Below are 25,098 nucleotides of genomic sequence, written 5' to 3'. Positions count from 1 at the left end.
AAGCATCACGAAAGATCGATAAGGAGTTTTTATATGAAGTTACTGGATGTGAAAGATCTGCGGGTCGAGTTCAAGACCCCGGACGGCAATGTGGTGGCGGTCAACGACCTCAACTTTTCTCTCTCTGCGGGGGAAACCCTGGGGATCGTCGGCGAGTCCGGCTCCGGCAAATCCCAGACGGCCTTTGCCATCATGGGGCTGCTGGCCAAAAACGGCATTATTACCGGTTCCGCCAAGTTTCAGGGCGAAGAGATCCTCAACCTGCCGGAGTCCAAGCTCAACAAGATCCGCTCCGAGAAGATCGCCATGATCTTCCAGGACCCCATGACCTCGCTCAACCCCTACATGAAGGTGCAGGATCAGCTGATGGAAGTGCTGATGCTGCACAAAGGGGTGAGCAAGGCGGAAGCGTTCGAAGAGTCGGTACGGATGCTCGATGCGGTGAAGATCCCCGAAGCACGCAAGCGGATGGGCATGTATCCCCACGAGTTCTCCGGCGGCATGCGTCAGCGGGTGATGATCGCCATGGCGCTGCTCTGCCGGCCGCAACTGCTGATCGCCGACGAGCCGACCACCGCGCTCGACGTGACCGTTCAGGCCCAGATCATGACTCTGATGAACGAGCTCAAGCGCGAGTTCAACACCGCCATTATCATGATCACCCATGACCTTGGCGTGGTCGCCGGTATCTGCAACAAGGTGCTGGTGATGTATGCCGGTCGTACCATGGAGTACGGCAAGGTAGACGATATCTTCTATCGCCCGAGCCACCCCTACACCGAAGGCCTGCTGCGCGCCATTCCTCGTCTCGATACCGAAGGGGAAGTGCTGCCCACCATCCCGGGCAATCCGCCCAACCTGCTGCGTCTGCCCACCGGCTGCCCCTTCCAGGAGCGTTGCCACCGGGTTAGCGAAATTTGCGGCCAGCAGTCACCGATCCTGACCCCCTTCAACGACGGTCGGGAGCGTGCTTGCCACTGGGTTTCGGATGCCATGAACAAGGGGGCCAACTAAATGGGTGCCGACAAAAAATTGCTGTTGGAAGTGTCTGACCTCAAGGTCCACTTCAGTATCAAGAGTGGCAAGGCGTGGCCCTGGGCCAAGCCGTCTGACCTCAAGGCGGTCGATGGCGTGACCTTGCGTCTCTATGAGGGTGAAACCCTCGGCGTGGTGGGGGAGTCCGGCTGCGGCAAATCGACCTTTGCCCGCGCCATCATCGGTCTGGTACCGGCCACCGATGGCAAGGTGGTGTGGCTGGGTGACGATCTCACCAAGCTCGATCAGAATGCCCTGCGCGAGAAGCGTAAAGAGATCCAGATGATTTTCCAGGACCCGCTGGCTTCTCTGAACCCGCGCATGACCATTGGCGACATCATCGCCGAGCCGCTCATCACCTTCTATCCCAACCTGCCGCGGGAAGAGGTGAAAGAGAAGGTGCGCGCCATGATGAGCAAGGTGGGGTTGTTGCCCAACCTGGTCAACCGCTATCCGCACGAGTTCTCCGGCGGCCAGTGCCAGCGGATCGGGATTGCCCGGGCGCTGATCCTCGAGCCCAAGATGATCATCTGCGACGAGCCGGTGTCGGCGCTTGACGTCTCCATTCAGGCGCAGGTGGTCAACCTGCTCAAATCCCTGCAAAAGGAGATGGGGCTGTCGCTCATCTTCATCGCCCACGACCTGTCGGTGGTCAAGCATATCTCCGATCGGGTGCTGGTGATGTATCTGGGCAACGCCGTTGAGCTGGGGACCCGCAAGGAGATCTTTGCCAACCCGTTGCATCCCTACACCAAGGCGCTGATGTCAGCGGTGCCAATTCCGGACCCTGAGCTGGAGCGCAACAAGGTGATCCAGATCCTGGAGGGGGACTTGCCATCGCCGATGAATCCGCCGTCAGGTTGCGTGTTCCGTACCCGCTGCCCGGTGGCTGGCCCCGAGTGCGCCAAGACCCGCCCCGTGCTGGAGGGGAACTTCGATCACGCGGTCTCCTGCCTCAAGGTCGACCCGCTCTGATGGGGATGTGCTGAACCTGTTTGCGGGGCTCCTTGATGGGGCCCCGATTTATTTTTGACGGCAGTGAAGATGCCTCTTGGCGTTATCTTTTACCGCTGCTACTATCCGCGCAACAAGGGGAGTAACTTCTCGCCGGTTTGTCGTCATTACGGTGCACCCATATCCTGCAGTGCACCCGGCAGCCGGGCAGCTGACGAAAATCAGCTGTAAGTGAGACCTTGCCGAGAGGCAAGGTGTATCTGCTCCAAACGCAAACCCACGCCTCTCGGTCGTGGGTTTTGTCGTTTTTGGGAGAAGTGAAAATGGGTGAATGGTGGATGTGGACCGGTTTCTTCAGCATAGTGCTGGTCCTGTTATGGATAGACATACGCTTTGTTGGTGGCGGCAAGTCACACAAGGTGTCCCTCAAAGAGGCGGGTGTCTGGTCCCTCATCTGGGTCAGCGTGGCGCTGCTCTTCAACCTGGCTATCTGGCTCTGGCTGGATCACAGCGCGGGCCGTGAAATCGCCAATCAGAAGGGGCTGGAGTTCCTTACCGGCTACCTTATCGAGAAAGCGCTGGCAGTGGACAACGTCTTCGTCTGGCTGATGCTGTTCGGCTACTTTGCCATTCCAGCCGAGCTGCAGCGCCGGGTGCTGCTGTACGGGGTACTGGGTGCCATCGTGATGCGTGCCGGTATGGTGTTCGCGGGCAGCTGGCTCATCGAGCAGTTCCACTGGATCCTCTATCTGTTTGGCGCTTTCCTGCTGCTGACCGGTGCCAAGATGCTGTGGGCGGCCGACAAGGAGCCTGATCTCGCCAATAACCCGCTGCTGGGCTGGATGCGCCGTCGCTTCAAGGTGACCGAGACGCTGGAAGGGGAGAAGTTCTTCGTCTGGCGGGACGGTGTGCGCTATGCCACCCCGCTGCTGTTGATCCTGGTGCTGGTGGAGGTGAGCGATCTCATCTTTGCGGTGGACAGTATCCCGGCCATCTTCGCGGTGACCACGGATCCCTTCATCGTGCTGACCTCCAACATCTTCGCCATCATGGGTCTGCGTGCCATGTACTTCCTGCTGGCGGGTGTGGCTGATCGCTTCGCCCTGCTCAAATACGGTCTGGCGCTGATCCTGATGTTTATCGGGGTCAAGATGCTGCTGCTGGATATCTTCAAGATCCCGACCGGCATAGCACTGGGCGTAGTCGCGTTGATCCTGCTGGCATCCATGGGGCTGAGTCTGTTTGTGACCCGTAAAAAGGCCGCTTAAACGCAACATTATTTAATACCAAACAACAAGGGCTCCCGCGGGAGCCCTTTTTCATATCGCGTGATCAGCGTTTGATCTTTTTGGGGTTGGTGTAGCCCCAGATGGTGTACATGTCCGCCAGCAGGGCGCCGTTGTACTCCTCCAGATCCGCCTGTTTCACTTCGGCGTCACCCTGACGGCCAAACAGCACCACCTCGTCACCGGGTTTCACCCCTTTCAGGTCAGTCACATCCACCATGATGGTGTTCATGGAGGTCTTGCCGACCACCGGTACCTTCTGACCCTGGATCAGCACATAGGCTTTGTTGCTGAGGGCGCGGCGATAGCCATCGGAGTAGCCCAGCGGCAGGTTGGCGAGCCAGGAGTCACGCTTGAGAGTAAAGGTGCGGTCATAACCGACGGTGTTACCCGCTGCATAGTGGTTGACAGAGGCGACCTGGGTCTTGAATGCCATCACCCGCTTGTATTCGGTGTGGGAGGGGATGGAGTCACCGTAGAGCAGGCCGCCCGGGCGCACCATGTCGAAGTAGGCGTCCGGCACGGCCAGAGTGGCGAAGGAGTTGGCGGCGTGGATGGTGATCTTGCTGCGATCCAGCTTGCCCGCTTCCAGCAGCCACTGGGAGTCCAGTTTGAACTGGGCCAGCCCCATCTTGACGTCCTCTTTCTCTTCCACCGGGAAGTGGGTCATGATGCCGACCGGGGTGATCCCCTTTAGCTTGAGCATGGCCAGTGCATCCTGCTTGGCATCGGCCAGACGCAGGTCGATGCCGTTGCGGCTCATGCCGGCGGAGTTGAGTGCAATATGCACCGGAATGGTGGTGTGGTGGCGCTGGGCGATATCGGCGATACCCTGGGCACTCACCAGACTGCCGATCAGCTCCTCCATCTTGTAGGGCAGGGCCTGCTCTACTTCATCCGGGGTGGCAGCACGCACCCGCATCAGACGGCCGGTAAAGCCCTTCTCGCGGGCGACGCGCGCCTCTTCGTTGCTGGCGATGCCGATGCAGGGGATATTGGCCTTGACCACGGAGGGGACCAGCAGGTCGATGCCATGACCATAAGCGTCGGCCTTCATGATGGCGCAGATCTGCGGGCCCTTCTCGCCGAGGCGATCCTTGAGGGTCTGGATATTGTGTTCAAAGGCGCCCAGATCCACTTCCAACCAGGCGTTGCTGGCGGTTTGCTCCTGGCCGCTGCGATGATCCGTCGCAAGGGGCAGATAGGGAGCCGCAACGGCTTGGCCCGCGAGCAGGCCGAAGATCAGGGTAGCCAGCAGAGTTTTCTTGTGCATGGTGATTCCTTTTTGTTATTCGCGTTGGATAGTTTGGACGGGGTCGGCCACATTGGTGGTGGTTTAACCACAACTTGTTGTTATTATTATGATCTTTGTCACTCTCAACAGGCGCTGACTGGGTGGGAGTCTACCGCAACACGGGTTCGGCCGACACTCGTCAGGGGAAGAAAATGGTCAATCTTGAGTTACGTTTGCCACCACCGCTGATCTTCCTGCTCTGTGCAGGGGCCATGTGGTGGCTAAGAGGGGAGAGCCAGCCCGGCATCTGGGCAATGACGCCGATGGCTATGCTGGTCGTGGCGGGGGCCATCATGGGCTTTGGTGCCCTGCAGCGGTTTCGTCACCACCAGACCACGGTCAGCCCCACCAAACCTCAGCACACCAGTCGTCTGGTGACCTGTGGCGTCTATCGTGTCAGCCGCAATCCCATGTATCTGGGGCTGCTCTGCTGGCTGGCCGCCTGGGGCTGTTATCTCGGTGGAAGTTGGGTCTGGGTTGGGCCAATCGTGCTGGTGGCCTGGCTGACCCGCTTTCAGATCATGCCGGAGGAGCGGCTGCTGCGCGCCCGTTTCGGCGACGAGTATGTGGCGTATTGCCAGCGAGTTCGCCGTTGGTGCTGACTGGCTGTGATCTGCGTGAGCTGAGGGCTAAGTCGGGTTAGCCGTGCTGGATAAAGAGAACCCCGGGCGGGCCCGGGGTTCTCGAGGGGCTAGTTAGAAAAAATCGCCCTTCTCGTCCTTGGTGGGTTCGAGGCTCCAGCCGGTGGCATCGCTGCTGCTGGCAATCTGTCCCTTCTCCTTCCACAGCTTGATCTTGAGGCGCAGGTTGTTGGCCGAGTCGGCGTTCTTCACCGCCTCTTCTTCCTCAATTACCCCTTCCACCACCAGATCGAACAGTGCACTGTCGAAGGTGACCATGCCGAGGGCTTTGGATTTCTCCATCACCTCTTTGAGGCCGCCAAATTCGCCGCGCTTGATCATGTCGCGGATGGTGTGGGTGCCAAGCATGATCTCCACCGCGGCCCGGCGACCGCCATCGGTGGTTTTCACCAGCCGCTGGGAGACAAAAGCCTTGAGGTTGTTGCCCAGATCGTTGAGCAGCTGGGGGCGGCGCTCCTCGGGGAAGAAGTTGATAATGCGATCCAGCGCCTGGTTGGCGTTGTTGGCGTGCAGGGTGGAGATGGCAAGGTGGCCGGTTTCGGAGAAGGCCAGCGCATGTTCCATGGTCTCGCGATCGCGGATCTCGCCGATAAGAATGACATCCGGCGCCTGACGCAGGGTGTTTTTCAGGGCAGCGTGGAAGCTGCGGGTATCTACCCCCACCTCCCGCTGGTTGATGATGCTCTTGCGGTGACGATGAACGAACTCTACCGGATCCTCGATGGTGATGATGTGGCCGCCGCTGTTGCGGTTGCGATGGTCTATAAGCGCCGCCAGCGAAGTGGATTTACCCGAGCCGGTACCGCCGACAAACAGCACTAGGCCTCGTTTCTCCATGATGGTGTCGAGCAGCACAGGCGGGAGTTTGAGATCTTCAAAGCGGGGGATTTCGGTCTTGATGTTGCGGGCCACCAGAGAGACTTCGTTGCGCTGCTTGAAGATGTTGACCCGAAAGCGGCCGATCTGGGGCAGGGAGATGGCGAGGTTCATCTCCAGATCCTTCTCGAACTGCTGCTTCTGCTCGCCATCCATGATCTCGGCGGCGATCCGCGCCACTTCACCCGGCTCCAGCGGTGTTTCGTTGAGGGGGCGCAGGCCGCCGTTAAACTTGGCGCAGGGGGGCGCGCCGGTCGACAGATAGAGGTCTGAGCCATCCTGCTTGGCCAGGATCTGTAACATGTCTCGCAATTCCATTTTTTTGCCTCGTCGATCAATGAGATGCCATGAGCGGGATGATATTGAGTGTACAGCCTCAGGCGCCGGTCAGTTTCTCGCGAAAGACAAAAAAGACCGCACCGAGAATGCAGAGCCCTGCCCAGAGATAGTCCCATTTCAGATCTTCCTTGAGATAGAAGATAGAGAAGGGGACGAATACGGTGAGTGTGATCACTTCTTGCAGGATTTTAAGTTGGCCCACGCTCATCACCGTATGGCCGATGCGGTTGGCGGGTACTTGCAGCAGGTATTCGAACAGGGCGATACCCCAGCTCACCAGGGCGGCAATGATCCAGGGTTTATGGTTCATGCTCTTGAGGTGAGCGTACCAGGCGAAGGTCATAAAGACGTTGCTGCAGAGCAGCAGACCGATACTGGTGAAAATCGGGTTCATAGGGTTCTCCTTGAAAATCCGGCGCATTTTATCCCTGAACCATGGGTTTTCATACGTGGTGCGGGAGGGTATTTTTAACCAACAGGATAAGCCGTGCGAGGTATGCGACGGGATGGGCAAGTTATGCGGGATAGTGTTGTTACTGTTATTTGCCATGCTGGTGCGTGCGGCCCCGACGCTGACGGTGGCCACCGATCTGTGGCCGCCATTTCGCATCCTGCAAGCGGATGGCCGGTTGCAGGGGCTCGACATGGACATCCTGCGCCGGTTGCAACAGGCGAGCGGCATTGAGTTGCAGGTTCGGCGGATGCCGTGGGGCAGGGCGCTCAAGCAGATGCAGACCGGTCAGGTCGATCTGATGATTGGCCTCGCCTATACCGCCGAGCGGGCGCAGTTTATCGACTATCTGCAGCCTGCCTATTACCAATGCTGGCCCGCGTTTTATGGTCAGCCGGTCAATGTGGCCCGGATCCACCAATACCGCGATCTGCAGGGGGTGAAGGTGGGCTATGTGCTCAACTCCGCCTACTTTGAGCCCTTCAACAGTGACAGCCGCCTCGACAAGCACGGAGTACCCACCGAAGATCAGCTGCTGCGCATGGTGCAGCGCGGCCACCTGCCGCTGATGATTGGCACCGACTGTCAGGTGGACTATGCCCTGAGTCAGGGAAATGCCAGCCGGATAGGCAAGGCGGACTACCGCCCCGCCACGCCGGTGACCCTCTATCTGGGGATGAGCAAGCACTCACCTCACCAGTCGCTGCGCCAGCCCTTGCTGGTGGCGCTGCAAAATCTGGTGGCCAGCGGCGAGATAAGCGTGATGGCCAAGCGTTACCAGCCTTGACCTTGGGTGGCAAGCCACTGTTATCATGCCCTTTTCCTGCTTCTCCCCTGGCGCTGCGACAGGGCCGGGGGGAAGCCTTGTTATTCGGGGATCCTCCTTGTACCTCTCCCTTATCGCCCGCCAGCAGCGCTGGCAGCGGCGCTGGCTCTGTGGCCTGACGCTGCTGACCCTGCTGCTGTTTCTCTTCTCCCTCGTCTGGGGCGAGTTTGTGCTGCTGCCCTGGCAGCCCCTTGGCGAGCTCGAACAGCGCATCCTGCTGGAGCTGCGTCTGCCGCGTGCCTTGCTGGCCCTATTGGCTGGCGCAGCGCTCGCCTGTGGCGGCGCCGTGTTGCAGGTGATGCTGCACAACCCGGTGGCCGAACCCGGTCTGCTTGGCGTCTCTAGTGGAGCCGGACTAGCCGCCATGGTGGCGATGGCGGTGGCCAAGTCCCTCGGCCTCTATCTGCCCGGCTGGGGGCTGTCGCTGGCGGCCTTTGGTGGCGCCTTGCTGGTGACCATGCTGCTCATTCGGCTGGCTCGCCGGGCGCGTCTCGGTCATGCCCGCTTGCTGTTGTTTGGCGTCGCCATCGGTATTCTTACCAATGCCGCCATGACCTGGTTGATGTACTTTGCCGATGATGGCTCCTTGCGTGAATTCATGTTTTGGATGATGGGCAGCCTCTCTTACGGCAGCCAGCAGTTCGGCTGGTGGTGGCTGGTGCTGCCGCTCACCCTGGGCTGGCTCTGCTGGCAGGGCAAGGCGCTGCAACAGTTGTTGTTGGGGGAGACCCAGGCCCGCCTGATGGGGATGGATGTCGACAAGATGCGGATGCGGCTGGTGCTGGCGGTCTGTCTGCTGACCGGTGTGGCGGTGTCGTTGTGTGGTGTCATCGGTTTTGTCGGGTTGGTGGTGCCCCATCTGCTGCGGCTCTGCGGTGGCAGCGATCAGCGCTTTTTGCTGCCTGCTTCGGCGCTTGGCGGCGGGGCCCTGCTGCTGGCGGCCGATCTGGTTGCTCGATCCACCCTGAGCGCGGGGGAGTTGCCTATCGGCGTCATCACCGCCTCGGTGGGGGCGCCGCTCTTTATCTACCTGCTATTGAGGCAAACTGCCGATGGTGCTGCATGAATATCTGCATGATTTGGTCGGGGCGCGCAGTCTTCTTATTTACCCGTTGTTGAGGCAAGATGCCGATGTCACCCGCTGATCCCATGCCGGTTTCTTCTCGTGCTGCTGCGCCGATGCTGGAGGCGCGCGCACTCGCCATTGCCGGACGGCTCTCTCCCCTAGATATCCGCTGGCATGGCGGCCAGTTGGTGGCGCTGCTTGGCCCCAATGGCAGTGGCAAGTCGACCCTGCTCGGGGCGCTGGCGGGGATTTTACCCGCCGATGGCACAGTGCTGCTGGGGGGGGAAGTGCTTACTGACATGAGTTGGCCCGAGCTTGCCAAACGGCGCGCCATGCTGCCCCAGCGTCAGCCCCAGCTGTTTCATATTCCGGTGTTTCAGGTGTTGAGCCTGGGGCTCGATGAGATGGTTGCACCTGCCAGACAGAACGAGGCGATAAATGCATTGTGCGAGGCATTGGAGCTGGAAGCTTTGCTGGCTCGTGACTTCAGCCGGTTGTCGGGGGGCGAGCAGCAGCGGGTGCTGATTGCCCGCACCCTGTTGCAGCTGTGGCCGAGCCTCAATCCGACCGGCAAGGTGCTGCTGCTAGACGAGCCGCTAGCAGGGCTCGATCTGCATCATCAGTTGGCGCTGTTGCGCTTGCTGAAAACCCTGGCCGTGCAGGGATTGCTGGTGGTGCTCGCCATCCACGATATCAATCTGGCCATCGACTGGGCCGACCGCATTCTCTGCCTGCAAGGGGGCGCGGTGGTGCGTGAAGGGGGTGTCGAGCTGGTGGATGAAGCGCTGCTGGCGCAGGTGTTCCAGATTCGCACCGACCGTATCGAAGCGGCAGGGCGCGTGTGGTTTATGCCCAGTTTGTGAGTAGGGTGTACAGGAAAGAGGGCGCATGTAGGGCCGATTAGCGAAGCGTAATCGGCTGACAGCAAGAAGAAGGGGCCGGTATCAAAAATACCGGCCCCATTGGTTTTATTCGCAGTTCAAGCCTGTTTGCTCAGGCGCACCTGCGCCGCCTCTGCCAGCATCGCCAGCAGAGTTTCGGTATCGCTCCATGACAGGCAGGCATCAGTGATGCTCTGGCCGAAGGGTGATGTCGCAGTCTTACCGCAGGTTTGCTTTGTTCAGCCGTACCAGCGCGGCTTCGGCCAGCATCGCCAGCAGGGTTTCGGTGTCGCTCCATGACAGGCAGGCATCGGTGATGCTCTGGCCAAAGGTGGCGGCGCAGCCGTTCTCCACATCCTGACGCCCTTCCACCAGGAAGCTCTCGGCCATGATGCCGGCGATGCCGGTACGGCCGCGGCGCAGCTGATCGCAGATATCTTGCGCCACCAGCAGCTGACGGCGGTGATCCTTCATGCTGTTGCCGTGGCTGAAATCGACCACCAGACGCTCCGGCAGGCCCACATCGGCCAACGCTTCACAGGCTTCATCGACACTGGCGGTGTCGTAGTTGGGGCGGTGGCCACCACGCAGGATCACATGACCAAAGGGGTTACCGGCGGTACGGTAGATGGTCATCTTGCCGTCTTTGTCTGGCGAATAGAAGATGTGGCTGTGACGGGCGGCGCGCACCGCATCGATGGCGATGCGGGTATTGCCGTCGGTGCCGTTCTTGAAGCCGACCGGGCAGGAGAGAGCCGAGGCCATCTCGCGGTGTACCTGGGATTCGGTGGTACGTGCGCCGATGGCGCCCCAGGTGATGAGATCGCTAATATACTGGCCGGTCACCATATCGAGGAATTCGGTGGCGGTGGGCATGCCGATCTCGTTGATGTCGACCAGCAGTTTGCGCGCCAGTTTCAGCCCTTCGTTGACGTCGAAGCTGCCATCGAGGCGCGGATCGTTGATCAGCCCTTTCCAGCCGACGATGGTGCGCGGCTTCTCGAAATAGGTGCGCATCACGATGCAGAGGCTCTCTTTATACTGCTCGCGCAGGGCGTTGAGGCGCTGGGCATACTCGCGAGCAGCAGCGGGATCATGGATAGAGCAGGGGCCGACAATGACCAGCAGGCGCTGATCGTCTCCGGCCAGAATGGCTTCCACTTCGCGACGGGCATCCAGCAGATTCTGGGCAATGGTATCGGTGATCGGAAACGCGTGTGCAAGCTCGCTCGGAGTGATCAGTGACTCCAGGCGACGGGTGCGCAATTCATCTGTGTGAATGGACATACAACTCAAGTCTCGAGTGGGTGGTGTCAGCCGCAAGGGGCGAAAAAGCAAAGAGATAAAATAAAGCAAAAGTCCCCTGATTGAAACCTTGGGGGGCTCTGATAGGATGTGAGGCCAAAATCGATTCCAAATGAGGTAGTTAGCGTGGCAAAGCCAGGGGCAACCGGGGTCACCCGCATCATCAACGCAACCGGTTACAGCATGAAGGGGCTCAAGTCAGCCTGGATTAACGAGGCGGCGTTTCGGCAGGAGTTGATGCTGATCCTGTTGCTGATGCCACTTGCCTTCTGGATTGGCGACTCCCTCAATCAGATCCTGCTGCTTATCGTCATCAGCTGGCTGGTGGTGATCGTCGAGATCCTCAACTCCGCCATTGAAGCTGTGGTAGACAGGGTTGGCTCCGAGCATCATGAGCTCTCCGGTCGCGCCAAGGATTTGGGCTCTGCCGCCGTCTTTATCGCGCTGGCCCTCAATGCCCTGGTATGGGGGGCGCTGGTGGGCCGCAATCTGTTGGGGTGGTGGTAAGCCATCACGCTGCTTTGAGGTTCTACTTCATACAAAAGCCCGTCATCACGACGGGCTTTTTGCTGCGCAGATAAGGGGCTATCAGTGGAGGATGCGGGCACGGATGGTGCCGTTGATCTCCTTGAGCTTGGCGAGCGCCTTCTCGCTGTGCTCGGTCTCCACGTCGATCACCACGTAACCGATATGGCTGCTGGTCTGCAGGTACTGACCGGCGATGTTGATCCCCTCTTCGGCGAAGATCTGGTTGATCTGGTTCATCACGCCCGGCTGGTTGTGGTGAATGTGCAGCAGGCGGCTGGAGCCCTTGTGGCCCGGCAGCGACACTTCAGGGAAGTTGACGGCGGAGAGGGTGGAGCCGTTGTCGGAGTATTTGACCAGCTTGTTGGCCACTTCCAGCCCGATGTTCTCCTGCGCCTCATGGGTGGTGCCACCAATGTGCGGGGTCAGGATGACATTCTCCAGCCCACGCAGCGGGCTTTGGAACTCTTCCTCATTGGACTTGGGCTCGACCGGGAAGACGTCGATGGCGGCGCCGGCAATATGGCCGCTCTTGATGACGTCAGCCAGCGCATCGATATCCACCACGGTACCGCGGGCGGCGTTGATGAAGATGGCGCCCGGTTTCATCATCCGCAGCTGCTCGGCACCGATCATGTTTTTGGTGGAGGCGGTCTCCGGCACGTGCAGGCTGATGACGTCAGACATATTCAGCAGCTCGACCATGCTCGGCACCTGAATGGCGTTGCCCAGCGAGAGCTTGTTCTCGATATCGTAGTAATAAACCTTCATGCCGATGCTCTCGGCGATGATGCCAAGCTGGGTTCCGATGTGGCCGTAGCCGATGATGCCGAGCTTCTTGCCGCGCGCTTCCACCGAGCGGTTGGCCAGTTTTTCCCACACGCCGCGATGGCACTTGGCGTTCTTCTCGGGGATGCCGCGCAGCAGCAGCAGGATCTCGCCCAGTACCAGCTCGGCGACCGAACGGGTGTTGGAGAAGGGGGCGTTGAAGACCGGAATACCGCGGATCTGGGCCGCTTCCAGCTCGACCTGGTTGGTACCGATGCAGAAGCAGCCGATGGCGACCAGCTTGTTGGCGGCGTCGAGGACTTTCTCGGTGATCTGGGTGCGGGAGCGCAGCCCGATGAAATGGACGTCGCGGATCTGCTCGATCAGCTCCTCTTCGGAGAGCGAGGTCTTGAGATACTCCACACTGGTGTAACCTGCGGCACGAAAGGTCTCTACGGTGTTGGGGTGAACCCCCTCCAGCAGCAGAACCTTGATTTTATCCTTGTCCAACGAAAACTTGGCAGTCATGACGATCCCTCTGTATGTGCAAACGTAAGTGCAGATTTGGTGTGCGAAGAAAACCGTAAAGTAGCAAAAACGTTTGGGAGAGGGAATATTTGTGACGAAAGTCAAATTCTTTGAAGTTATCAACGAATGTTGTAAACATCCGTATGCAACTTGTTGAGGGATAAATAAAAACGGCGCCATCAGGCGCCGTCATTTATTCACAGTGCAATGTTTGGGTCATATCCCATCCCGGGGCTCAATCAATGCCGCTGCTGCGTCAGGGCTGGCAGAGTGGCGTTGGCGGGCGAGGGAGAATACCGCTGCACTGTGTTACCGGTATCGGGATTACTGGGTAATCACGCCGTCCGGCGTACCGATCAGGACCACATCGGCGCCGCGGGCGGCGAACAGGCCGTTGGTGACCACGCCAACAATGGCGTTCAGTCGCACTTCCAACGCCTTGGCGTCGGTAATGGCCATGCCTTTCACATCCAGAATGTGGTTGCCGTTGTCGGTGACCACCCCTTCACGCCACACCGGGTTGCCACCCAGTTTGCGAATTTCGCGGGCCACGTATTCGCGGGCCATCGGGATCACTTCCACCGGCAGCGGGAACTGGCCAAGCACGTCGACGGTCTTGGTGTTGTCGATGATGCAGATGAACTTGTCTGCGACGGCGGCAACGATCTTCTCGCGGGTCAGGGCTGCGCCACCGCCCTTGATCATGTCGCGGGTTGCGTTGATCTCGTCGGCGCCATCCACATAGACGGAGAGGGCGTCGATCTCGTTGAGATCATATACGGTGATGCCGAAGCCCTTGAGGCGCTCGGTAGAGGCCACGGAGCTGGATACCGCCCCCTTGATCTCGTCCTTCATGGTCGCCAGCGCGTCGATAAAGTGGTTGACGGTAGAGCCGGTGCCCACCCCGACGATGGTGCCGGGAACCACATACTTGAGCGCAGCCCAACCGGCCGCCTTCTTCATTTCATCTTGAGTCATGATCGTTCCTTAAGAAAAAAGCGGGCGCATTATATCCAACCCGGTACCCCGTCGCGACCTTGTTGCTCACGTTCCAGGGCAAAAAGAGGGACTTTGTAAATCGTTTGCCTGTTTATTCTGCGTTTGCGCGCACAAAGCAGGGACTGCCTGCCAAAAACAGCCTATTCAAAGCGCCAGCAGTGGCTCGGGGTGATGATCTGGGGCAGCGGCACATCCCACTCCTCTTGCGGGACGGCATCTACCTGCTGGCAGTCGTGGGCAATACCGAGTGGCTTGGGGCCCAGCTTGTGCTGATGCCAGATGGCGAGAGTGCGATCGTAGTAGCCGCCCCCCATGCCAAGACGATTGCCCTCGGCATCGAAGGCGACCAGCGGGGTGCAGATAAGATCGAGCGTGCTGTGGGGCACCACCTGCAGGATATCCAGCTCCGGCTCTTCGATGCCGTAGCGGTTGCGTACCATGGGGCTGGTGGCGGTATAGCGCAAAAAGAGCAGGTGACCCGGGGTAAAGGGGTGGAGCACCGGCAGGTAGACCTCTTTGTGCTGGGCCCACAGCCAATGGATGGTGGGCAAGGGATTGATCTCCCCATCATTGGCCAGATAGAGGGCAATGCGCTTGGCGGCGAGGATCTCGGGGTGTTGCTTGAACTGGGCCAGCAGCTGTTGGGCCGCCGCCTGCTGCTCGGCCGGACTCAGATTTTTGCGGCGTTGACGAACCAGTTGGCGCAGGGATTGACGTTCGGGTTGGGACTCATGCATGGGGAACCTCTGGTATAGCTGCGCATCGATGGCTTGAACGCGCTCTACCTTAGCACATTCACTCTTGACGTTAAGGGGGGAGGGGAACCCCGTCCCGGACGGCTGATGCCCGGGACGGTAGGATAAATGCTGGCGGATCCGACAGTGAGTCAATAAGGGCCAGGGTGTGGCCCCTGTTGACAGCATGTCGGCGCGCCAGCCTCTGGTCTGTTACTTGTCAGCTTTGCCGCGCATCTGGTGCTTCACAAACACTGCAATGAGTGCCGCTACCGCGAGTGCCATCGGGTAGAAACTCATGCTCACTACCGCCAGCGGTGACAGGGCGAAGATGGAGCCCAGCAGCAGCGCCTGTGCGCCCCAGGGGATCAGACCCTGTACAACGCAGGAGAAAATATCGAGCATGGAGGCGGCTCGGCGCGGGGTGACTCCGTGGTGTTCGGCCAGATCCCGGGCTACTTTGCTGGCGACGATAATAGCCACCGTGTTGTTGGCGGTGCACAGGTTGGTGAGGCTCACCACCCCGGCGATGCCGAGCTCTGCCGCTTTCTCGTTCTGTTCACCGTTGTGCTCGCGAGTGAAACGGGCAATCAGGGCGCTGATGCGCTCGCTGATCCATGCCAGTCCACCCTGACGTTCCATCAGGGCGCCGAGGCCGCCAATCAGCATGGAGAGCAGGAAGATCTCCTGCATGCCGGTAAAGCCCTGATAGATATCCTTGCTGAACTGACCGATGGCGTAGCCGTTGATCATGCCCACCGCACCGGCGGCCAGAATACCGATCCCCAGCACCACAAACACATTCACCCCGGCGAGCGCCAGCCCCAGGATCAGCAGATAAGGCATCACCTTGAACAGCTCGATGGCGCTACTGCTGGCAGGTGATTCACCCACTGAGCCCAAGGTCAGATAGAGCAGGATCACCGCGATGGCGGCAGGGGCCGCAATCTTGAAGTTCTCGCGGAACTTGTCCTTCATCTCGCACCCCTGACTGCGGGTTGCTGCTATGGTGGTGTCGGAGATGATGGAGAGGTTATCGCCAAACATGGCGCCGGAGAGAATGGTTCCCGCCATCAGCACCGGATCGATACCGGCCGCCTGTGCCACGCCCAGCGCGACCGGCGCCACGGCACCTATGGTGCCCATGGAGGTGCCCATAGCAGTAGCAATAAAGGCAGAGATGAGGAACAGCCCGGGCAACAGCGCCCAGCCGGGGATGAGTGACAGGCCCAGCGCCACGGTGGCATCAACCCCGCCGGTGGCCTTGGCCACGCTGGCAAAGGCCCCCGCCAGCAGATAGATAAGGCACATCGCCATGATATTGCTGTGGCCGACCCCCTTGAAGAAGGTCTCCAGATTGCTGTTGAAGCTCTCTTTGCCAAGCAGCAGGGCGAGCATCACCGCAGGCAGGGCAGCAACCGGAGCGGGCAGCTGATAGAAGGCGAATTCGACCCCCTGCAGGGTCAGCCAGGTACCGGTACCGATAAAGAGTGCGAGAAAAACCAGAAGTGGCAACAAGGCCCTGGCACTGGGTTGAGTCTGGATCATGTGTTCCTCTGACATTGAACAATGACCTCCTGTCATAAACTGCTTTGTACCTGTATCGGATAGGGATAGGGGGAAAACAGGGCGGGCATCCTGCCGCATTGGGGTGCCCACAGTAGTGAGTCAACATCGCTTGGTCAAGATAGACGTCCAGATGGATAGGTGTTTTTGTTTGATGATTCTGGTGTTATTGAGATATCCAAAGAATATTCGGAAAAAAAAGTTAGTGCTGATTATTGTTCATTGCTGTTCTGGCGCAGTCCGCGGGTATCTGGGGATATCGCGTGCCTTTAATAAGGAAAGAGGTAAACGATAAGATCTCTGCATGCCATCTTGGGGATTTCTCCCGCTGCCAAACGTCAGCTACATCTCTCTATGTGAGCCTGGTGCGGATATTTCCAGAACGCGTGGACACAAGACCCAGGATGTGTGGTTACTGTGTCAGTTTCTCCACCGCCTGAACGGCTGTCGCGAGAGCATCCTGTTCCAGCGTCAGCGGAATGTGGCCAATACCGGGCAGCAGGGTGACAGGCCAGGAGATGCCGAGACGTCTTAACTCAGGTTCAAGTTGATCTGTGTGAAAGGCTTCGTCATTTGCGCCCGCGATCACGGCGCAGGGGCGTTGCACATTGCGTAAATTCTGCTGATAGTCGCGCTCTGGCTGAAAGTTAGAGGCAAGGTTGAAGGAGTAGGAGGGGGTCAGCAGAGATTTCGCCTCATCATTAAGGGCAAAGTTCAGCACGGTCAGATGGTTGAGTGTGGAAATATGGAGACCGTTGAGGATGCTCAGGGCGATGAGGCGAGGCAAGCCGACACGTACCCAGCCACCGCTGTTGGGCCGGTAGTTGGCGGCGGTGGGGCCGAGATAGGGGGAGAGCAGCAGATAGCTCTCGAACAGGGTTTGTCGCGTGCTGCCAGCAACGCGCAGCACAAAGCCACCCCCTGACGAGAAGCCGACGAGTGTTGCAGGCTTGCCGGGGGCCACCGACTTGATGAAATCTTCCAGATCGTCTTCAAGCTGGCCAATGTAGGCAATGGTGCCTTTGTCGCCCGATGCGCCATGGCCGCGAATATCGAGGGAGTAGGCGTCATATCCCGCTTGCGAAAAGGCGTTCGCCATCTTGTGCATGCTCTGACTGCTGGCAGAAGAGCCGTGAACCAGTACCACGCTGCCCTTGACCTTGTTGTTCTCTGCGTGCTCCTTTGCGCCATAGTGCCGATAGGCCAACTGTGTGCCGTCACGCGCCGGGTATCTTGAGAGGGGTGGCATGTTGCTCCAGCCACTCCCCTTGAAAGGGTCGTTGATGCTGGCCATCGCCGATGCCGAGCTCGGCCCACCAAACAGCAGAGCCGCGGCCAGTATGACAAGGGTCAGTGATATCAACCCCACAGCAAACAGCAATCCTGCGCTCATCCTTGCACCTCGTTTGATATCGACACGGGCGTTGCCCTGATTTTGCTTATGCTGGCATTTCACTCGTTCGAACCTATCAGATGGCACCCGGTCTGCCAAATGATGGAGTGAGACGATGAAAAACGGCCTGTGACCAAAAGGAAGTTCTTGGCCAGCCAGTGTGCGCTGCCGTTGGCGAGCGCAGCAAGGCGTGGTGGCATCATGGCTTTTCAAACCCGGCGCGGGCTGGTAAAACGGTCTCTTTCCATAATTAAAAGAGATGAGAGGGTGGAGATGGACAATCCGATCCGTGTGGCCGTGATGGGCTGTAATGGTCGTATGGGCAAGGTGCTGCTGGAGGCCATCACCAACACCGATGGCGTAGTGGTCGGTGCCGCGCTGGAGCGGCCGGGTTCGGCGGTGATCGGCCTTGATGCCGGTGAGCTCAATGGGCTGGGCCATCTGGGCGTGGCCATCAGCGATAGTCTGGACAAGGTGCGCGATGAGTTTGATCTCATCATCGACTTCACCCGCCCCGAGGTGACCCTTGCCAATCTGGCCTTTGCGCTGGCCCACCACAAGCAGATGGTGATTGGCACCACCGGTTTTGACGATGCAGGCAAGGCTGCTCTGAAAGAGGCTGGCAAGCAGATCGGTATCGTGTTCGCCTCCAACTACTCGGTCGGGGTCAACCTGGTGTTCAAGCTGCTGGAGCAGGCCGCCAAGGTGATGGGGGATTACACCGACATCGAGATCATCGAGGGCCACCATCGCCACAAGGTGGATGCGCCATCCGGTACTGCGCTCTCCATGGGGGAAGTGGTCGCCAAAACCCTGGGCCGGGATCTCAAGGAGTGCGCCGTCTATGGTCGCGAGGGGATCACAGGCGAGCGGGATCGCAACACTATCGGCTTTGCCACCATTCGCGCCGGCGATCTGGTGGGGGAGCATACCGTCATGTTTGCCGATATCGGCGAGCGGGTGGAGATCAGCCACAAGGCCTCCAGTCGCCTGACCTTCGCCAACGGTGCTGTGCGGGCGGGCAAGTGGCTTGGTCAGCAGGGTGCCGGTCTTTATGACATGCAGGATGTGCTCAATCTCAAGTGATGCCTCTGAGCGGCACTTTCGTACTACTGCTATCCAGTGAAAAACCCCGGCTTGCCGGGGTTTTTGCTGTCAGTCAGCCAGAGTTTGTGTAAAAAGACACGCTGCCTGCAATTTTTAACTGAACGCCTTATAAATCACACTATTGCGTTATCCGCCAGATTTCCCCTTCCTGAATGTCATCACCAGGTAACAGATTTGAGCATCTTTATGGCGGATAAAGCCATTTTTTTACACGGGCTGAAAAAGACTAAAAATTCAAATGAGGAAAAACGTTTTCCATTTTTCATGTTCAATCTTGTCATCATAAAAGCGTTAAATTTGTCATTAATGTTTTTTGTGTAAAAATAAATGCCATTGTTTTAATTGCTTTTTTTGTTTGTTTTTGTCGTTATCGCTGGCTTGGTGGCATCTTTTGATGGTGGTTTTTCCTTTTCTTTCGCGGGAGGGGGTTGCAAAGCGATTAAGTGCATAGATAATGGGTAATGTTGCTTTTTTATTGAATTTAGATGCATTTCATCTGAGAAAAGACGTTGAAATGCCACTTTTTTTAAGTAGAATGCGCCCAATTTGCCAGAAATCTGCCGGGTTCGAGTCCTGTCCAAGACCGGAACCGAGCCCGCAACACCCAGGTAAATTGCTGAATTTAAAGCTAAATAACTGGAGGTTGTCTTGAATCACACTGCATTGCTAGTGCTGGAAGATGGAACTGTGTTCAAAGGCGTGTCGATAGGCGCCGAGGGATGTTCCGTTGGTGAAGTGGTTTTCAATACGTCGATGACGGGCTATCAGGAAATCCTCACCGATCCCTCTTATTCCCGTCAGATAGTCACCCTCACTTACCCCCATATAGGCAACACCGGCACCAACAGCGAAGATGAAGAGTCCAGTCAGATCCATGCTCAGGGATTGATCATCCGGGACCTTCCGATACTTGCCTCCAATTTCCGAAATCAGCAATCCCTCTCCGAATACCTCAAGTCTCACAACATCGTTGGCATCGCCGACATCGACACCCGCAAACTGACCCGCATCCTGCGCGAGAAAGGCGCTCAGGCTGGCTGCATTCTGGCCGGGAAACAGGTCGATGAAGCCTATGCCCTCGAACAGGCCCGCGCCTTCCCCGGTCTGAAGGGGATGGATCTGGCCAAAGAGGTGACGGTTGGTGAGGCGTACAACTGGACCGAAGGGAGCTGGCAGCTTGGCAAGGGGCACGTCACCCCGGATGCCGACCAGCTGAAATACCACGTGGTAGCCTATGACTTTGGCGTCAAGCGCAACATCCTGCGGATGCTGGTTGACCGTGGCTGCCGCCTGACCGTGGTGCCTGCCAAGACCCCGGCCGCCGAGGTACTGGCGATGAACCCGGATGGCATCTTCCTCTCCAACGGCCCCGGCGACCCCGAGCCGTGCGACTACGCCATCGAGGCCATCAAGGCTTTCCTTAATACCAACACGCCGGTATTCGGCATCTGTCTGGGTCACCAGCTGCTGGGTCTGGCCTCCGGTGCCAAGACCGTCAAGATGAAGTTTGGCCACCACGGCGCCAACCATCCGGTGAAGAGCCTCGATGACAACACCGTCATGATCACCGCTCAGAACCACGGCTTTGCGGTAGACGAGAACAGCCTGCCGGATTGCCTGCGCGCCACCCACGTCTCCCTGTTCGATGGCTCCCTGCAAGGCATCCATCGCACCGACCGTCCGGCCTTCAGCTTCCAGGGGCACCCCGAAGCGAGCCCGGGCCCGCACGACTGTGCCGGTCTTTTTGACCACTTTATTGAATTGATTAAGCAGTATCGCGCCTAAGAAATAGAGGAAAGAGTTTCATGCCAAAACGTAATGACCTTCAGAGCATCCTGATCCTCGGCGCCGGCCCCATCGTCATCGGCCAAGCCTGCGAATTTGACTACTCCGGCGCCCAGGCGTGCAAAGCCCTGCGCGAGGAGGGCTACCGCGTCATTCTGGTCAACTCCAACCCGGCCACCATCATGACCGACCCGGAGATGGCAGACGCCACCTACATCGAGCCCATCACCTGGGAAGTGGTGCGCGAAATCATCAAGAAAGAGCGCCCGGACGCCATCCTGCCCACCATGGGCGGCCAGACTGCGCTCAACTGCGCACTGGCGCTGGAGAAGCATGGCGTGCTGGCCGAGTTCGGTGTCGAGATGATCGGTGCCACCGCCGACGCCATCGACAAGGCCGAAGACCGCTCCCGTTTTGACAAGGCGATGCGCAGCATTGGTCTGGAGTGCCCGCGTGCCGGCATCGCCCACAATATGGAAGAGGCGTGGGGCGTGCAGCAGATGGTCGGGTTCCCCTGCATCATCCGCCCCTCCTTTACCATGGGTGGCTCGGGTGGCGGCATCGCCTACAACACCGAAGAGTTCGTCGAGATCTGCGAGCGCGGTCTGGACTTGTCGCCGACCAAAGAGCTGCTCATCGATGAGTCGCTGATCGGCTGGAAAGAGTACGAGATGGAGGTGGTGCGGGATCGCAACGACAACTGCATCATCGTCTGCGCCATCGAAAACTTCGACCCCATGGGTATCCACACCGGTGACTCCATCACGGTCGCGCCAGCCCAGACGCTGACCGACAAGGAGTACCAGCTGATGCGTAACGCCTCCATGGCGGTACTGCGCGAGATCGGCGTCGAGACCGGCGGCTCCAACGTCCAGTTCGGTATCAACCCGAAAGATGGCCGCATGGTCATCATCGAGATGAACCCGCGGGTGTCGCGCTCCTCTGCGCTGGCCTCCAAGGCGACCGGTTTCCCCATTGCCAAGATCGCTGCCAAGCTCGCCATCGGTTACACCCTCGACGAGCTGATGAACGACATCACCGGCGGTCGCACTCCGGCCTCCTTCGAGCCGGCCATCGACTACGTGGTCACCAAGGTGCCGCGCTTCAACTTCGAAAAATTTGCCGGTGCCAACGACCGTCTGACTACCCAGATGAAGTCGGTCGGTGAAGTGATGGCCATCGGCCGCAACTTCCAGGAGTCCCTGCACAAGGCGCTGCGCAGCCTCGAAACTGGCAAAACCGGCTTTGACCCCATGGTTGACCTCAATGCCCCGGACTCCCTGACCCGCATCCGTCACGAGCTGCAGGATGCCGGTAGCGACCGTATCTTCTACATCGCCGATGCATTCCGCGCCGGTCTCTCCATGGATGGCATCTTCAAGCTGACCAAGATTGACCCCTGGTTCCTGGTACAGATTGAAGATCTGGTGAAGCTGGAAGAAGAGGTGAAAGAGCGCGGCATGGCCGGTCTAGATGCCGACTTCCTGCGCGCCCTCAAGCGCAAAGGCTTTGCCGATGCCCGTCTGGCCAAGATCCTCGGCGTGGCCGAAGGGGAAGTGCGCAAACTGCGCGCCCGCCACAACATCTTCCCGGTCTACAAGCGGGTCGATACCTGCGCCGCCGAGTTCGCCACCAACACCGCCTACATGTACTCCAGCTATGACGAGGAGTGCGAGGCGGCCCCGAGCAACCGCGAGAAGGTCATGATCATCGGCGGCGGCCCGAACCGTATTGGTCAGGGTATCGAGTTCGACTACTGCTGCGTGCACGCAGCGCTGGCCCTGCGCGAAGACGGTTACGAGACCATCATGGTCAACTGCAACCCGGAGACCGTCTCCACCGATTACGACACCTCGGATCGTCTCTACTTCGAGCCGGTGACCCTGGAAGATGTGCTGGAAATCGTCCGCATCGAAAAACCCAAGGGCGTGATTGTCCAGTACGGTGGCCAGACCCCGCTGAAACTGGCCCGTGCACTGGAAGCCAATGGCGTGCCGATCATCGGTACCAGTCCGGATGCCATCGACCGCGCCGAAGACCGCGAGCGCTTCCAGTCTGCCGTCGAGCGCCTCGGCCTCAAGCAGCCGGAAAACGGCACCGTCACCGCGCTGGAGCAGGCCGTGCTGCTGGCCGAGCGCATTACCTACCCGCTGGTGGTTCGCCCCTCCTACGTGCTGGGTGGCCGCGCCATGGAAATCGTCTATGACGAGCAGGATCTGCGTCGCTACTTCGCCGAGGCGGTGAGCGTCTCCAACGAATCGCCGGTACTGCTGGATCGCTTCCTGGACGATGCGACCGAGCTGGATGTAGATGCCATCTGCGACGGCACCGACGTGGTCATCGGCGGCATCATGGAGCACATCGAGCAGGCCGGTATCCACTCCGGTGACTCCGGTTGCTCCCTGCCTCCCTATACCTTGTCCAAGAAAATTCAGGACGAAATCCGCGAGCAGGTGCGCAAGCTGGCGCTGGAGCTCGGCGTTATCGGTCTGATGAACGTGCAGTTCGCGGTCAAGGGCGATGACATCTACCTCATCGAGGTGAACCCGCGTGCCGCCCGTACCGTGCCGTTCGTCTCCAAGGCGACCGGTGCCCCGCTGGCCAAGATTGCCGCTCGTGTGATGGCCGGCCAGTCGCTGCAAGAACAGGGCTTTACCAAAGAGATAATCCCGCCCTACTACTCGGTGAAAGAGGTGGTACTGCCGTTTGCCAAGTTCCCGGGGGTTGACCCGCTGCTGGGGCCAGAGATGCGCTCTACCGGTGAGGTTATGGGGGTGGGCAGCAGCTTTGCCGAGGCCTATGCCAAGGCGCAGCTGGGTGCCAACCACGCCGTACCGAAAGAGGGTCGAGCCCTCTTGTCAGTGCGTCACAGCGACAAGGCGCAGGTGGTTGACTTGGCTGCCAAGCTGCTGGAGCTGGGCTACGAGCTGGATGCCACTCACGGCACCGCGGTCGCGCTGGGTGAGGCGAGCATCAACCCGCGCCTGGTCAACAAGGTGCACGAAGGTCGCCCGCACATTCTCGACCGCATCAAGAATGGCGAGTACACCTACATCGTCAACACAGCCGAAGGGCGGGTGGCGATCCAGGACTCCAAGCAGCTGCGTCGCGCCGCCTTGCAGAACAAAGTGGCGTATACCACCACCATGAATGAGGCGTTTGCCACCTGCATGGCCATCAGCGTGGATGCCACCGCCAATGTCAACTCGGTGCAGGAGCTGCACCAGAAGGTGAAAAACCGCTAAGAGTTTGCAGCGGGCATCAGCCCGACTTGCCAGACGACCAACCCCCGCCAGCGATGGCGGGGGTTTCTTTTTATCTGTCGCTCACCGTCCGGCTTGGGCCGGGTGAGCCATTGAGGAAGGTCATGAGTTCCGCATCGCAGACAACGGATGGCGTGTGGGGTGGCAAAAGCTGGCAAGGGGAGGGGATGCTGCGAGCGCGGGTTTCAACTGCAGCAAGCAATCCTCTACAATGGCCCTACTTTGCTTGTCAGTGCAGTGCCAGCGGCGCTGCCTGTAGGGCCAACAAAAAATGGACATGCTTATGACCGCTTTGCCTTCCTGTCGTCTTTTTGCCTTCTGCTCTGCCTTGTTGCTGGCTGGTTGTGCCAGTGATCCCGCCTCCGCGCCCACCAAAGAGGCGAGCGTGAGCAACCCCAAAACGCCCCCTGCCATGCAGCCGCGCAAACCGGCGGATATGAAGAGCCGCATCGTGCGCTTCTTGCCCCGTCAGGTGCCGGACAAACAGGGATGGGCCAATGACGTGGTGACGGCGCTCACCACCCAGGGGGTGACGGTGAATGATCACAACGTCTGTAGCGTGCTGGCGGTGGCGGAGCAGGAAGCCACTTATCAGGCCGACCCCGTGGTGCCGGGCCTTGGCAAGATCGCCTGGAAAGAGATCAACTCACGGGCAGCCAAGCTGCTGATCCCCGAATTTATGGTGCGGGCCGCGCTCTCCATCAACTCGCCCACAGGCAAGAGCTATGCCGAGCGCATCGACAAGTTGCGTACCGAACGGGAGATGAGTGAAATCTTCGAAGATATGATCAGCATGCTGCCGATGGGCAAGACGCTGTTTGGCAACCTCAACCCGGTGCATACCGGTGGCCCGATGCAGGTGAGCATCGCCTTTGCCGAGGCCAACGCCCGTGGTTACCCCTATCCAATCAAGGACTCCATCCGCCACGAAGTCTTTACCCGTCGCGGCGGCATCTGGTTTGGCACCAAACATATCTTCGGTTATCCCGCCGACTACCCGGATACCCTCTACCGCTTTGCCGATTTCAACGCCGGCTGGTACGCCAGTCGCAATGCCGCTTTTCAAGCTGCCGTCAGCCGTTTGAGTGGCAAAACTCTGGCGCTGGACGGGGATCTGATCCGCTATGACTCGGATCTGCCGGGCAATACCGAACTGGCCGTCTACACCCTCGCCAACCGGGTCAATATGAGCAAGCAAGCGATCCACCAGAGCCTGCGCAAAGGGGATACCGCCGAATTTGCCGAGACCGATCTCTACCATCGCATCTTTACCCTGGCCGACAAGCAAGCGGGCAAGCGACTGCCCCGCGCCATCCTGCCCGGCATTCAGCTAAAGAGCCCGAAAATCACCCGAAACCTTACCACCGCCTGGTTTGCCAAGCGGGTGGATGACAGAGAGCAACGCTGCGTGCGGCAGATGGCGACGATTCGCTAAGAAACATCAAGGGCGGCCAATTGGCCGCCCTTGATGTCAGA

21 protein-coding genes are annotated in these 25,098 nt (G+C 59.1%); 12 read left to right on the top strand and 9 right to left on the bottom strand.

Going from position 1 to position 25,098, the window contains the following annotated elements; translation table 11 throughout:
- Positions 1-33 precede the first annotated feature (33 nt).
- The 3 genes from AB5Y82_RS17465 (at position 34) to AB5Y82_RS17455 (ending at position 3,257) form a co-directional block, all read left to right on the top strand.
- Positions 34-1,014, top strand: a complete 981-nt coding sequence (locus tag AB5Y82_RS17465; RefSeq protein WP_005337668.1) for an ABC transporter ATP-binding protein — start codon at positions 34-36, stop codon at positions 1,012-1,014.
- Positions 1,015-2,010 (top strand): murein tripeptide/oligopeptide ABC transporter ATP binding protein OppF, encoded by a 996-nt coding sequence (gene oppF / locus AB5Y82_RS17460; protein WP_005337666.1) that lies wholly within the window; start codon positions 1,015-1,017, stop codon positions 2,008-2,010. It abuts the gene before it with no gap.
- Between the two features lie 302 nt (positions 2,011-2,312).
- Complete coding sequence (locus AB5Y82_RS17455; protein ID WP_005337664.1) at positions 2,313-3,257, top strand: TerC family protein; 945 nt, start codon at positions 2,313-2,315, stop codon at positions 3,255-3,257.
- Between the two features lie 64 nt (positions 3,258-3,321).
- Here the strand turns inward: AB5Y82_RS17455 and alr are convergent, their stop codons facing one another.
- Complete coding sequence (alr, locus tag AB5Y82_RS17450) at positions 3,322-4,548, bottom strand: alanine racemase (protein ID WP_368174302.1); 1,227 nt, start codon at positions 4,546-4,548, stop codon at positions 3,322-3,324.
- A gap of 173 nt (positions 4,549-4,721) precedes the next feature.
- Here alr and AB5Y82_RS17445 point away from each other — a divergent pair, with 173 nt between their 5' ends.
- Positions 4,722-5,171 (top strand): isoprenylcysteine carboxylmethyltransferase family protein, encoded by a 450-nt coding sequence (locus tag AB5Y82_RS17445; RefSeq protein WP_368174301.1) that lies wholly within the window; start codon positions 4,722-4,724, stop codon positions 5,169-5,171.
- 93 nt (positions 5,172-5,264) lie between these two features.
- On the opposite strand, the gene tapW is transcribed toward AB5Y82_RS17445, so the two are convergent.
- Both tapW and AB5Y82_RS17435 read right to left on the bottom strand, forming a co-directional pair.
- Positions 5,265-6,404 (bottom strand): type IVa pilus ATPase TapW, encoded by a 1,140-nt coding sequence (gene tapW / locus AB5Y82_RS17440; protein ID WP_005353124.1) that lies wholly within the window; start codon positions 6,402-6,404, stop codon positions 5,265-5,267.
- 58 nt (positions 6,405-6,462) lie between these two features.
- Positions 6,463-6,819, bottom strand: a complete 357-nt coding sequence (locus tag AB5Y82_RS17435; RefSeq protein WP_005337656.1) for a DMT family protein — start codon at positions 6,817-6,819, stop codon at positions 6,463-6,465.
- 112 nt (positions 6,820-6,931) lie between these two features.
- On the opposite strand from AB5Y82_RS17435, the gene AB5Y82_RS17430 reads away from it, so the two are divergent.
- The 3 genes from AB5Y82_RS17430 (at position 6,932) to AB5Y82_RS17420 (ending at position 9,631) form a co-directional block, all read left to right on the top strand.
- The gene (locus AB5Y82_RS17430) at positions 6,932-7,663 is read left to right on the top strand and encodes an ABC transporter substrate-binding protein (RefSeq protein ID WP_111899520.1); all 732 of its coding nucleotides are present in this window, start codon (positions 6,932-6,934) and stop codon (positions 7,661-7,663) included.
- A 97-nt stretch (positions 7,664-7,760) separates the two neighbouring features.
- Complete coding sequence (gene btuC / locus AB5Y82_RS17425) at positions 7,761-8,768, top strand: vitamin B12 ABC transporter permease BtuC (protein WP_368174300.1); 1,008 nt, start codon at positions 7,761-7,763, stop codon at positions 8,766-8,768.
- Positions 8,769-8,833: 65 nt separating this feature from the next.
- Entirely contained in the window at positions 8,834-9,631 is a 798-nt protein-coding gene (locus AB5Y82_RS17420; RefSeq protein ID WP_162632481.1) for an ATP-binding cassette domain-containing protein, read from the top strand.
- A 237-nt stretch (positions 9,632-9,868) separates the two neighbouring features.
- On the opposite strand, the gene AB5Y82_RS17415 is transcribed toward AB5Y82_RS17420, so the two are convergent.
- The gene (locus tag AB5Y82_RS17415) at positions 9,869-10,936 is read right to left on the bottom strand and encodes a 3-deoxy-7-phosphoheptulonate synthase (RefSeq protein ID WP_111899523.1); all 1,068 of its coding nucleotides are present in this window, start codon (positions 10,934-10,936) and stop codon (positions 9,869-9,871) included.
- 144 nt (positions 10,937-11,080) lie between these two features.
- Between AB5Y82_RS17415 and AB5Y82_RS17410 the strand changes: the two genes are divergently transcribed.
- Complete coding sequence (locus tag AB5Y82_RS17410; protein WP_111899524.1) at positions 11,081-11,461, top strand: diacylglycerol kinase; 381 nt, start codon at positions 11,081-11,083, stop codon at positions 11,459-11,461.
- Positions 11,462-11,542: 81 nt separating this feature from the next.
- Here AB5Y82_RS17410 and serA read toward each other — a convergent pair whose 3' ends face one another.
- The 5 genes from serA to AB5Y82_RS17385 all read right to left on the bottom strand — a co-directional run bounded on the left by serA (position 11,543) and on the right by AB5Y82_RS17385 (position 17,467).
- A complete protein-coding gene (gene serA, locus AB5Y82_RS17405) occupies positions 11,543-12,775 on the bottom strand; it encodes a phosphoglycerate dehydrogenase (RefSeq protein ID WP_368174299.1) in 1,233 nt (410 codons plus the stop codon).
- 324 nt (positions 12,776-13,099) lie between these two features.
- Positions 13,100-13,753, bottom strand: coding sequence for a ribose-5-phosphate isomerase RpiA (rpiA, locus tag AB5Y82_RS17400; protein WP_005353106.1), 654 nt, complete (start codon positions 13,751-13,753; stop codon positions 13,100-13,102).
- A gap of 161 nt (positions 13,754-13,914) precedes the next feature.
- Positions 13,915-14,511, bottom strand: coding sequence for a 5-formyltetrahydrofolate cyclo-ligase (locus AB5Y82_RS17395; protein WP_075115211.1), 597 nt, complete (start codon positions 14,509-14,511; stop codon positions 13,915-13,917).
- A 210-nt stretch (positions 14,512-14,721) separates the two neighbouring features.
- Positions 14,722-16,056 (bottom strand): Na+/H+ antiporter NhaC family protein, encoded by a 1,335-nt coding sequence (locus AB5Y82_RS17390; protein ID WP_252655675.1) that lies wholly within the window; start codon positions 16,054-16,056, stop codon positions 14,722-14,724.
- A 430-nt stretch (positions 16,057-16,486) separates the two neighbouring features.
- Entirely contained in the window at positions 16,487-17,467 is a 981-nt protein-coding gene (locus tag AB5Y82_RS17385) for an alpha/beta hydrolase (RefSeq protein ID WP_252655578.1), read from the bottom strand.
- A 273-nt stretch (positions 17,468-17,740) separates the two neighbouring features.
- Here AB5Y82_RS17385 and dapB point away from each other — a divergent pair, with 273 nt between their 5' ends.
- From dapB to AB5Y82_RS17365, 4 genes are all read left to right on the top strand, one after another.
- On the top strand, positions 17,741-18,553 hold the full coding sequence (dapB, locus tag AB5Y82_RS17380) for a 4-hydroxy-tetrahydrodipicolinate reductase (RefSeq protein ID WP_005347132.1): 813 nt from the start codon (positions 17,741-17,743) through the stop codon (positions 18,551-18,553).
- A gap of 669 nt (positions 18,554-19,222) precedes the next feature.
- Positions 19,223-20,359 (top strand): glutamine-hydrolyzing carbamoyl-phosphate synthase small subunit, encoded by a 1,137-nt coding sequence (gene carA, locus AB5Y82_RS17375; RefSeq protein WP_005337628.1) that lies wholly within the window; start codon positions 19,223-19,225, stop codon positions 20,357-20,359.
- A 20-nt stretch (positions 20,360-20,379) separates the two neighbouring features.
- The gene (gene carB, locus AB5Y82_RS17370) at positions 20,380-23,604 is read left to right on the top strand and encodes a carbamoyl-phosphate synthase large subunit (protein WP_368174298.1); all 3,225 of its coding nucleotides are present in this window, start codon (positions 20,380-20,382) and stop codon (positions 23,602-23,604) included.
- A 301-nt stretch (positions 23,605-23,905) separates the two neighbouring features.
- Positions 23,906-25,057 (top strand): DUF1615 domain-containing protein, encoded by a 1,152-nt coding sequence (locus AB5Y82_RS17365; protein ID WP_368174297.1) that lies wholly within the window; start codon positions 23,906-23,908, stop codon positions 25,055-25,057.
- Positions 25,058-25,098: the final 41 nt, after the last annotated feature.

It is taken from the genome of Aeromonas sp. s13 (assembly GCF_040907905.1).
GTDB classification, from domain to species: domain Bacteria; phylum Pseudomonadota; class Gammaproteobacteria; order Enterobacterales; family Aeromonadaceae; genus Aeromonas; species Aeromonas veronii.
The sequence above is the reverse complement of the archived record's forward strand: the minus strand, read 5'-3'. Positions and strand labels throughout refer to the sequence as shown.

Excerpts from the sequence above, each read along its gene's own strand:
- AB5Y82_RS17465 (WP_005337668.1), top strand. The coding sequence starts at position 34 with ATGAAGTTACTGGATGTGAAAGATCTGCGGGTCGAGTTCAAGACCCCG.
- oppF (WP_005337666.1), top strand. The coding sequence starts at position 1,015 with ATGGGTGCCGACAAAAAATTGCTGTTGGAAGTGTCTGACCTCAAGGTC.
- AB5Y82_RS17455 (WP_005337664.1), top strand. The coding sequence starts at position 2,313 with ATGGGTGAATGGTGGATGTGGACCGGTTTCTTCAGCATAGTGCTGGTC.
- alr (WP_368174302.1), bottom strand. The coding sequence starts at position 4,548 with ATGCACAAGAAAACTCTGCTGGCTACCCTGATCTTCGGCCTGCTCGCG.
- AB5Y82_RS17445 (WP_368174301.1), top strand. The coding sequence starts at position 4,722 with ATGGTCAATCTTGAGTTACGTTTGCCACCACCGCTGATCTTCCTGCTC.
- tapW (WP_005353124.1), bottom strand. The coding sequence starts at position 6,404 with ATGGAATTGCGAGACATGTTACAGATCCTGGCCAAGCAGGATGGCTCA.
- AB5Y82_RS17435 (WP_005337656.1), bottom strand. The coding sequence starts at position 6,819 with ATGAACCCGATTTTCACCAGTATCGGTCTGCTGCTCTGCAGCAACGTC.
- AB5Y82_RS17430 (WP_111899520.1), top strand. The coding sequence starts at position 6,932 with ATGGGCAAGTTATGCGGGATAGTGTTGTTACTGTTATTTGCCATGCTG.
- AB5Y82_RS17420 (WP_162632481.1), top strand. The coding sequence starts at position 8,834 with ATGTCACCCGCTGATCCCATGCCGGTTTCTTCTCGTGCTGCTGCGCCG.
- AB5Y82_RS17415 (WP_111899523.1), bottom strand. The coding sequence starts at position 10,936 with ATGTCCATTCACACAGATGAATTGCGCACCCGTCGCCTGGAGTCACTG.
- serA (WP_368174299.1), bottom strand. The coding sequence starts at position 12,775 with ATGACTGCCAAGTTTTCGTTGGACAAGGATAAAATCAAGGTTCTGCTG.
- rpiA (WP_005353106.1), bottom strand. The coding sequence starts at position 13,753 with ATGACTCAAGATGAAATGAAGAAGGCGGCCGGTTGGGCTGCGCTCAAG.
- AB5Y82_RS17395 (WP_075115211.1), bottom strand. The coding sequence starts at position 14,511 with ATGCATGAGTCCCAACCCGAACGTCAATCCCTGCGCCAACTGGTTCGT.
- AB5Y82_RS17390 (WP_252655675.1), bottom strand. The coding sequence starts at position 16,056 with ATGATCCAGACTCAACCCAGTGCCAGGGCCTTGTTGCCACTTCTGGTT.
- AB5Y82_RS17385 (WP_252655578.1), bottom strand. The coding sequence starts at position 17,467 with ATGAGCGCAGGATTGCTGTTTGCTGTGGGGTTGATATCACTGACCCTT.
- dapB (WP_005347132.1), top strand. The coding sequence starts at position 17,741 with ATGGACAATCCGATCCGTGTGGCCGTGATGGGCTGTAATGGTCGTATG.
- carB (WP_368174298.1), top strand. The coding sequence starts at position 20,380 with ATGCCAAAACGTAATGACCTTCAGAGCATCCTGATCCTCGGCGCCGGC.
- AB5Y82_RS17365 (WP_368174297.1), top strand. The coding sequence starts at position 23,906 with ATGACCGCTTTGCCTTCCTGTCGTCTTTTTGCCTTCTGCTCTGCCTTG.